Genomic DNA, 2959 nt, shown 5'->3' on the forward strand with positions numbered 1-2959 from the left:
GGCCGAGGCGTCCTTCGCCGGGGCGCTCGGGGTACGTCTGGGCGGCCCGACGCAGTACGCGCATCAGCTGGAGATCCGGCCGACCCTGGGCGACGGGCGCATCCCCGAGGTGGTGGATGTGGCCCGGACGGTGCGACTCTCGCGCGCCGTGCAGGCCTCGGCGGCCGCGGTGGCGGTGCTGTTGGCGCTCAGCGGCGCTTTCCGTAGCGGTCGGCGAGCTTCTCCTCGCTGGTGAGTTCCCGGGCGGGCTCGTCGGACGCCTTCTGCGCGGCTGCGTTCGCGCCGACGTTGCTGTATCTCGGCGTAGACGAAGTAGCCCAGTCCCAACGGGGCGACGATCCCGAACGCGATCCACTGAATTCCGTAGGACAGGAACGGTCCGGCGTCGAGGTGGGGGAGAGAGATCTCCCCGAGCCCGCCGGGCTGTTCGGCCACCAGCTGCAGATACGACCCGGCCAGTGGAACCCCGGTGATCGAGGAGATCTGCTCGGTGTTGATCGAATACACCTGCTGCGCGCCATCCTCGCCGCGGAACGGCTCCTTGCCCACGACCCGGGCTTCCGCATCACGCAGGCGCGCGGTGATGGTCACCTGGTCCGTCGGTGCGGCCGCGAACTCGGGCACCTTGTTTCCGTCGATGGGGGTGATGAAGCCGCGATCGACCAGCACCACCGGCCCGCCGTCCACGGCGAACGGGGTGAGCACCTCGAAGGCCGGCTCGCCGTCGACCACCCGCAACCGGACCAGCACCTCGGCCTTGGGCATGTAGTGGCCGGTAGCGGTGACCCGCTGCCACTGGGCGTCGGGTGCGACCGAATCCTGTTGCGGCAGAAGGGTGGTGACCGGAACCGGATCGGCCTGCAACGAATGGCTGATCTGGTTGTTCTCCCGCGAGGTCTTGGTGTTCTTGCCCAACTGCCACGGCGCCAGCACGGTGAAACACAGGTAGGCGAATGCCACCACCACGATGAACAGCGCTATCCACTGGGGCCGGAACAGGAAGGTCAGCCGCTTCATCAGGCCACGATTCCTCGGGCGGTCAGCGCCTGATCGACCCAGGTGTGCAGCCCGGGCAGGGACGCTTCGATCACGGCGAACACATCCTCGAAATCAGTCTTGGCGCCGTAGTAGGGGTCCTCCACATCGCGAGCATGCGCGCCCGAGCGCGGGTCGAACGAGCGCAGCATCCGCAGCCGGTCGTCCGGCACCCCCAGATCGGTCAGGATGCGCAGGTGGTTGCGGCCGAGCGCGACCACCATGTCGGCGCCGAGATGGTCGTCGGAGACCTGGGCCGCGACGTGATCGCTGGGATAACCGCGCTCGCGCAACACCAGGCAGGCCCGGGAGTCGGCGCCGTCACCGGCATGCCAGCCGCCGGTGCCGCCGCTGCTCACCCGGACCACGTCGGCCAGGCCGCGTTCGCTGATCTGGTGGGCGAACATCTTCTCGGCCATGGGGGAGCGGCAGATGTTGCCCGAGCACACGAACGTGACGTGCAGAACCGGCTCAGTGGAAACGTCAGACACCGAGCACCTCCCGAAGTGCGGCGACGGTGTCGACGTGGGCGTGCGCGGCGACCGCGGTGGGACCGGAGAAGTCCGTGGCGCCGTAGCCCCAGCCGACCACCACGGTGTCGATGCCGTGCTCGGCCGCGCCCTCGACATCGTGCATCCGGTCACCGACCATCAGGACGCGCTGCGGCAGGGGTTCGAGTTGGGCCAGCGCGTAGGCGACCACGTCGGCCTTGGCCGCCCGGACGCCGTCGGGGCTGGCTCCCGCGATCACCTCGAAGTAGCCGGCCAGGCCGAAATGCTCCAGGATGCGCCGCGCCGTGGGCTCGGCCTTCGACGTCGCGACGGCCAGCCGCACCCCGGCCGCGCGCAGATCTGCCAACAACGGCTCGACGCCGTCGAACAGGCTGTTCATCGCCCAGCCGCGGCTCGTGTAATCGGCGCGGTAGGCGGCGATCGCGGCGTCGGCGTCGAAGCTCGTCTCACCGTGGCTCAACGACTGCAGCGTCTCGTGCATGGGCGGGCCCACGATGCGTCCGGCCAGGTCACCGTCGGGGACCCCGGCGCCGACATGGGCCAGCGCGTGGCGGAAGCTCGACACGATCCCGGCCGCCGAATCGGTCAGGGTGCCGTCGAGGTCGAACAGCACCAGCTGCGGTCGGGTGAGTTCCAGCGTGTCAGTCACGTGCCCATTCTCCCGTATGCCACGGGCAGTCCTCCGGATGCCCAGCTGAGCACCCCGACCACTAGGGTCGTGCTGTGTCGAGTCGAAACCGTGTAGGGGCCCGTGCCGGCGCCCGCTACCACGGCGACCAGGCCGCATTGCCGGGCATGCTGGACTTCGCGGTCAACGTGCGCCCCGGCGGTCCGCCGGTCTGGTTGACCGACCGGTTGGCGTCCCGGCTGCCCGAGCTGGGCAGCTACCCGAGCGAGGCAGATCAGCGCCGGGCCGTCGAAGCCGTCGCGAACCGCCACGGCCGCGGTGCGGACGAGGTGGCGCTGCTGGCCGGCGGAGCCGAGGGATTCGCCCTGCTGGCCGGACTGCGACCGCAGTTGGCCGCCCTGATCGCCCCGTCGTTCACCGAACCCGAAGCGGTCCTGGCCGAGGCCGGGGTGCCGATTCATCACGTGGTGCTGCCCGCTCCGTTCGCCCTGACCGGCATCACGGTGCCGGACGCAGCCGACCTGGTGGTGGTCGGCAACCCGACCAATCCCACCGGGGTGTTGCACCGCCGCGAGGACATCCTGGCGTTGCGCCGGCCGGGCCGGCTGATCGTCGTCGACGAGGCGTTCGCCGACGGCATCCCCGGGGAGGCGCAGACCCTGGCGTCCGACTCGCTGCCCGACGTGCTGGTGCTGCGCAGCCTGACCAAGACCTGGTCCTTGGCCGGGCTGCGGGTGGGCTATGCCCTGGGTGCGCCCGAGGTGTTGGCCCGGCTCACCGCGCG

General features: G+C 70.4%; 3 protein-coding genes and 2 pseudogenes. 2 read left to right on the forward strand and 3 right to left on the reverse strand.

Going from position 1 to position 2959, the window contains the following annotated elements:
* Window positions 1–235, forward strand: a pseudogene (locus TX88_RS33605) (cobalamin biosynthesis protein); the annotation flags it as partial.
* Here TX88_RS33605 and TX88_RS29875 read toward each other — a convergent pair.
* The 3 genes and pseudogenes from TX88_RS29875 to TX88_RS29885 form a co-directional block, all read right to left on the reverse strand.
* A pseudogene (locus tag TX88_RS29875) lies at window positions 189–1017 on the reverse strand (SURF1 family cytochrome oxidase biogenesis protein). The pseudogenes TX88_RS33605 and TX88_RS29875 overlap by 47 nt on opposite strands.
* Complete coding sequence (locus TX88_RS29880) at window positions 1017–1526, reverse strand: low molecular weight protein-tyrosine-phosphatase (RefSeq protein ID WP_084622265.1); 510 nt, start codon at window positions 1524–1526, stop codon at window positions 1017–1019. Before TX88_RS29880 ends, TX88_RS29875 begins: the two are co-directional and overlap by 1 nt.
* Window positions 1519–2196 carry an HAD-IA family hydrolase gene (locus TX88_RS29885; RefSeq protein ID WP_044523507.1) on the reverse strand — a complete coding sequence of 226 codons (678 nt, stop codon included), beginning with the start codon at window positions 2194–2196 and terminating at the stop codon, window positions 1519–1521. The genes TX88_RS29880 and TX88_RS29885 overlap by 8 nt, the downstream gene beginning before the upstream one ends.
* 146 nt (window positions 2197–2342) lie before the next feature.
* Here TX88_RS29885 and TX88_RS35445 point away from each other — a divergent pair.
* Window positions 2343–2959: aminotransferase class I/II-fold pyridoxal phosphate-dependent enzyme (locus tag TX88_RS35445; protein WP_244438722.1), on the forward strand; the 617-nt coding region annotated here is incomplete at its 3' end.

Origin of the sequence: Mycolicibacterium septicum DSM 44393, assembly GCF_000455325.1 — a bacterium.
Taxonomy (GTDB): Bacteria; Actinomycetota; Actinomycetes; order Mycobacteriales; family Mycobacteriaceae; genus Mycobacterium; species Mycobacterium septicum.